Origin of the sequence: Desulfosarcina sp., from assembly GCF_033791525.1 — a bacterium.
Taxonomy (GTDB): Bacteria; Desulfobacterota; Desulfobacteria; order Desulfobacterales; family Desulfosarcinaceae; genus Desulfosarcina.
Genome location: NZ_JASJGN010000320.1, coordinates 1 through 5,228, shown reverse-complemented (window position 1 = coordinate 5,228; position 5,228 = coordinate 1). Strand labels below are relative to the sequence as shown.

Sequence of the window (5,228 nt, the reverse complement as noted above, 5' to 3'; positions counted from 1 at the left end):
AGACGATTTCCCGCTGGCCGTTACCGGCGTCAAACAGTGCCGGTTTGAAGCTGCCGCTTTTTTCAGCTCCGACCAGTCCGGACACGAGGGTTTTGACGAAGCGGTAGATGGGCAGCTTATTGAGGGTCTTTTCCTGGATCCCATTGCCCAGACGCTGGGCTGCGCTGGATCGCATGGCAATGCCGATCAGCAGCGAGGCTCCTGCTATCAGGATGATCGCCAGGGCCACCGGATATTTAGGGTCGTCGAAAGTGCCGGCGGGAAACAGGCCGGCGATGGGCATAGCCAGGCCCACCACCATCTGGACGATCTCCATCAACAGGAGAATGAACAGGAGAACGGGCAGTAGCACCAGCAAGCCACCCAGAGCGGTGAGCTTAAAAAATGTCAGTAGTTTTTTCATGATTGTTCCTCTTTCCTGTGTAAAAGACACCTGTAGGGCGAACCGATCGGCGGGGCAGCCCAATGATGCCTAAACAGGGTGTTAAACGGAAGGCGAGGGAGCCGAAGAATCCGCCAGGTCGACCGTCGTCCGAGACCCTCTCAATCGTCGGATTTTTTTGGTTTATTCTCGGCGCATACACTCGACCACTTAGTAACTTTCACGCAGTCTTTGCGCCGTTCTTTGGGTTTGCGGCGTTCATCTCCCTTTCTCCTTTCGGCGCCGCCATCGGCAAAATAGTCGATGTCGTAGGCCTCGCGCCGGTCTTCGCCGGAGCGTCGATCCAGGTATGGGTCTTTCTTGCGTTTCTCCTTCGGTGGTGCCTTTACAGTCATGGTGATTTCCTTTTCTTGAACGATCGCCAAGCCCTTCAGTTCGTCGGTACGGTGACAATGGGTGCCCGTTGATCGCCGCCGGTTTCGGTCAGCGAAAAGAGCAGCATGGTGAAGGCAAACATGCGCTTGGAGTTAAGATCCCGGTCGTCAATCCAGAACCACATGTCCCGATAACGCACCGCCGCGTAGGCATCGGTCGGACGTGTCGTACCGCTGTGGATGTTAATCAGGTCCGGGAAACCGGGGGCCAGCGTTGCGGGTGTTGCATACACCCGGCCTTCGGCCACGTCTTTCGAAGGGACGTCGATATGAGAGGCCAGTTCAACGATGATTTGAAGCATCGATCGGGTCTGGATGGCCAATTCGCGGTCGTTTTGAGGCATCGATCCGAAGGCGACCTCCAACTCGCCGTCTAACAGGGATACGCGCAGAATCCGCTGCACGATCGCCAATTCCTGGCTGAGTTCCGTTCCGGCAGGCGTCCTGAAAAACATCACGATGGCTGACTTGCCATCTTTCGGCTTGACGCGCATGCCGAGGCCGTCTGATTGCTGAATCGTATTCAACGCGCGCAACAGGTCATAAAAGGCCGGATCGGCCGTTCGCTGCATAAGCTGCCCCCCGAAGCGGTTGTTGACGCCGTTGATGGTTTGCACGCCGATGCGAAAGACGAAATCTGCCGGGTAACCCGATTGCAGCAGAGACAGAATGGCGGCGACCGGGATGGGGGTCATCAACTGCTGGGTGAAGCGCGCGCCGGACAGGGGCGTATAGGTGATCGTGGGACGGTCGGAATAGCGTCCCGTGCCACCGATCGTCTGCCTGTCGCCGGTGATGGCGTCCGACCAGGACGCCCCCAAGGCGATTTCGCCTTCCAGGGAATACTGGTTGATGACCGAGGCCACATCGAGGAACACCGGCGCATCCATGTAACGAATCTTAACCAGGTTGAGCAGTATCTGACGTTTCCAGGACTCGGACATGGCATTGACGTAGTCGAACCGGTCCCTGGCAACCGTGGGCGGCCCGATGCCCGTGCAGGCGCTGATAAACAGCAGCACCGGGATGAGTAGCACCGAAATTTTACTATTCTGGCAATATCGGGAAATGATTTTCATTCTGGATAACCTTCCTTATTCGATATCACAAAACACGGGCCCCTCACTCTGTCCCTCTCCCCAAGGGGGCGAGAGGACGTTTAAACCCCAATGTCGCATAAACAATATTTGAAAAGATAGCTAACCTATTGGTAACATGGTTGATATGGACAATTTTCGACAATTTTCTGGATGTCACGAAGGGTGAAGTCCAAGAATGTCACGGTTTTCCTCATTATGTTTACCTTTCAGGAAAGCTGGAAGACTTCAGATCCCCGTCTTCAACGGGATCTGCGACCCGCGTAGTCAAGGGACCGCGGTAGCCGATTACAGCTTCACCTTTGACGCCTTGGCTATGAAGCCCTCCAGCTTTTGCAACGTTGGGGTGTATGCTCCGCTATTTCGCCGTTGCATGCCTTGCCCTGAACACTGATCCTTATTTTTGAGATAGGTTCCAATGTTCTCGCACTACTATGACGAGTATCGGCTGTTCAAACAGATCATTTTTCAGTGATATTCTAGGCGCTTGACATTTACCCGCCGATCCATTATGCTCATTCTCATAGTACGTTGCAGCGTTTGCTGCCTTATGTTCTCAGGAGACTTTCAGGCCGCTTTATTTTTACTTACGGTTATTCCCAGTCCGGCAACGCCACATTGGCCGGGGGTCAACCGGCATTTAGCAGGCTGTCGAATAAAAGAAAAATCAATCGAGCTGCTGCCCACCTGAATCGTTGAGTCGTTTATCTGCCGAGCAGCGCCTCGTCCTTTCCCTATATATCGTTTTAAGAAGAAAGCAATTGCACACCCTTTTACATGGAGGACTCCGGTCATGAAAAAAATTGCCAAAGACCTAAAAACCATCGCCCGACAGTTAAATACGCTAGCCAAGAAAACCGAAACCATGGCAAAAGCGTTCGAAAAACCATCACGCGCAGCTGCCCCGAAGAAAAAAGCGGTACCGGCCGCGAAAAAAAAGGCAGCGCCAAAGGGAAAAACCATCACTCCCACGGATAAGGTGCTCACGATCATGAAACGGTTTAAAAAAGGAATCTCCGTGGAGGCCTTGAGAGGAAAATCCGGCTTTACTGAAAAGCAGATCAGCAATATCGTTCATCGCGCCTGTAAAAAAGGCAAAATGAAACGGGCGGGGCGTGGTATTTACTCTGTATCCGGCCTGTAAAATAAAAGTGCCCGGCAGGAAGGGCCGTCGAGATTGGAGCGGTGGTGGCGGGTAGCTTGGCTTGAACGGATCGGTTTAAAGTCATCTTTAACAGCCTGTTAATGGTGGGTTCCATCATTTTTGTGACGACCGGCTTCTCGGTTGGATGGTCTTGAACACGATATGTTTACTTTTTTTTAAGGAGGCTGCAGAAATGGCAAACGGTGTTGTAAAATGGTTCAGTGACAAAAAAGGGTTTGGTTTCATCGAACAGGAGGAAGATCAGGGTGACATTTTCGTTCATTTTTCTTCCATTCAGGCTGAGGGGTTCAAAACCCTTTCGGAAGGAGATCAGGTAACCTTCGAAGTGGAGAAAACAGACCGTGGCCCCGCTGCCGCCAATGTGGTAAGAACTTAGCCAACTGACACAGACACAAAATTGAAAACGGCATCCTTGATCATAGGATGCCGTTTTTTTTCGATCCCGTTGTTGAACGATGGCATCACACCCATGCTGCAGAAGCCATCAGACCACGCCCTGATCGATCATGGCATCCACCACCTTGACGAAGCCGGCAATGTTGGCCCCGTTCATGTAGTTGCCCGGCGTGCCGTACTGTTCGGCCGCATTCAAACAGGTCTGGTGAATACTCTTCATGATCATCTGCAGCCGGTTGTCCACCTCTTCTCGGGTCCAGGACAACCGCATTGAGTTCTGGGTCATCTCCAGACCCGATACCGATACCCCGCCCGCATTGGCCGCCTTGCCCGGACCATAGAGCAGTTTGTTCTCGATGAAGATGTCGATCCCGTCGGGCACCGTGGGCATGTTGGCCCCCTCGCTGACCACGAAAACGCCGTTGTCCACCAGATTCTGCGCGTCGGTGGCGCTGATCTCGTTCTGGGTGGCCGACGGAAAAGCGCAGTCGGCCTTGTGGTTCCACAGCGAGTTGAAGTCCTGCTCCGGTGTCGCTTCGGTATACACCGCCGAGGGGTACTTCTCGGTATAGTCCTTGACCCGGCCCCGGCGCACGTTTTTCAGGTTCATCAGATGGGCCAGCCGCTCACGGTCGATGCCCGCCTCGTCATAGATGTATCCCGACGAATCCGAAAAGGTCACCGGCTTGGCCTCGAGGTCCAGCAGCTTCTCCATGGTGTACTGGGCCACGTTGCCCGAACCGGATACCAGACAGGTCTTGCCCGCCAGGGTCTCGTCGCGGGTGACCAGCATCTCGGCGGCAAAGTAGACCGACCCATAGCCCGTGGCCTCGGGGCGGATCAGGCTGCCGCCCCAGTTCAGGCTCTTGCCCGTGAGCACGCCGGTGAACTCGTTTCTCAATTTCTTGTACATGCCGAACAGATAACCGATCTCCCGGGCACCCACGCCGATGTCGCCGGCCGGCACGTCCGTGTCCGGGCCGATGTGCCGGAACAGCTCGGCCATGAAGCTCTGGCAGAAACGCATCACCTCCAGGTCCGACTTGCCCTTGGGATCGAAGTCCGACCCGCCCTTGCCGCCGCCCATGGGCAGCGTGGTCAGGGCGTTTTTGAAGACCTGCTCGAACGCCAAAAACTTGAGGATGCCCAGGTTCACCGACGGGTGGAAACGCAGGCCGCCTTTGTATGGGCCGATGGCACTGTTCATCTCGATGCGAAAGCCCCGGTTTACCTGCACCTCACCCTGGTCGTCCACCCAGGGAACCCGGAACAGGATCACCCACTCGGGCTCCACCAGTCGCTCTAAGATCTTGGCGGCCCGGTACTCCGGGTTGCGGTCCATCACCGGCTTGACCGAGGCCATGACCTCCATCACCGCCTGATGAAACTCACGCTGCCCGGGGTCCTTGTCCTTTACCAGTTGAAGAATGTCAGACATGGTGTTTCCTCCTTTGTATATATTTTACGTTCTGGGTTCTGGGTTCTGGGTTCTGGGTTCTGGGTTCTGGGTTCTGGGTTCTGGGTTCTGGGTTCTGGGTTCTGGGTTCCGGGTTCTGGGTTCTGGGTTCTGGGTTCTGGGTTCTGGGTTCTGGGTTCCGCTCTCTGCTCTCTGCTCTCTGCTCTCTGGTCTATGGTCTATGGTCCCTGCTCTCCGTCCTCAGTCCTCAGACATCCGTTCCAACACCATTTCTCCCACCCGGTAGACATCTCCGGCGCCTAAGGTGAGCAGCAGATCGCCGGATGCCAGGTTTTTC

At 54.9% G+C, this 5,228-nt stretch carries 6 protein-coding genes; 2 read left to right on the top strand and 4 right to left on the bottom strand.

Annotated elements, in window-relative coordinates:
• From QNK41_RS16090 to QNK41_RS16080, 3 genes are all read right to left on the bottom strand, one after another.
• Nucleotides 1-403 (bottom strand): hypothetical protein (locus QNK41_RS16090; protein WP_319258722.1); only part of this gene is annotated, 403 nt, incomplete at its 3' end.
• A 140-nt stretch (nt 404-543) separates the two neighbouring features.
• Nucleotides 544-777, bottom strand: coding sequence for a hypothetical protein (locus QNK41_RS16085; protein ID WP_319258720.1), 234 nt, complete (start codon nt 775-777; stop codon nt 544-546).
• 35 nt (nt 778-812) lie between these two features.
• The gene (locus QNK41_RS16080; RefSeq protein WP_319258718.1) at nt 813-1,895 is read right to left on the bottom strand and encodes a hypothetical protein; all 1,083 of its coding nucleotides are present in this window, start codon (nt 1,893-1,895) and stop codon (nt 813-815) included.
• Between the two features lie 811 nt (nt 1,896-2,706).
• Here QNK41_RS16080 and QNK41_RS16075 point away from each other — a divergent pair.
• Together QNK41_RS16075 and QNK41_RS16070 are read left to right on the top strand one after the other, a co-directional pair.
• A complete protein-coding gene (locus QNK41_RS16075; protein WP_319258716.1) occupies nt 2,707-3,057 on the top strand; it encodes a hypothetical protein in 351 nt (116 codons plus the stop codon).
• A 193-nt stretch (nt 3,058-3,250) separates the two neighbouring features.
• Nucleotides 3,251-3,454 carry a cold shock domain-containing protein gene (locus QNK41_RS16070; RefSeq protein WP_319258713.1) on the top strand — a complete coding sequence of 68 codons (204 nt, stop codon included), beginning with the start codon at nt 3,251-3,253 and terminating at the stop codon, nt 3,452-3,454.
• A gap of 108 nt (nt 3,455-3,562) precedes the next feature.
• On the opposite strand, the gene gdhA is transcribed toward QNK41_RS16070, so the two are convergent.
• On the bottom strand, nt 3,563-4,912 hold the full coding sequence (gdhA, locus tag QNK41_RS16065) for an NADP-specific glutamate dehydrogenase (protein ID WP_319258711.1): 1,350 nt from the start codon (nt 4,910-4,912) through the stop codon (nt 3,563-3,565).
• Nucleotides 4,913-5,228: the final 316 nt, after the last annotated feature.

Excerpts from the sequence above, each read along its gene's own strand:
- QNK41_RS16085 (WP_319258720.1), bottom strand. The coding sequence starts at position 777 with ATGACTGTAAAGGCACCACCGAAGGAGAAACGCAAGAAAGACCCATAC.
- QNK41_RS16080 (WP_319258718.1), bottom strand. The coding sequence starts at position 1,895 with ATGAAAATCATTTCCCGATATTGCCAGAATAGTAAAATTTCGGTGCTA.
- QNK41_RS16075 (WP_319258716.1), top strand. The coding sequence starts at position 2,707 with ATGAAAAAAATTGCCAAAGACCTAAAAACCATCGCCCGACAGTTAAAT.
- QNK41_RS16070 (WP_319258713.1), top strand. The coding sequence starts at position 3,251 with ATGGCAAACGGTGTTGTAAAATGGTTCAGTGACAAAAAAGGGTTTGGT.
- gdhA (WP_319258711.1), bottom strand. The coding sequence starts at position 4,912 with ATGTCTGACATTCTTCAACTGGTAAAGGACAAGGACCCCGGGCAGCGT.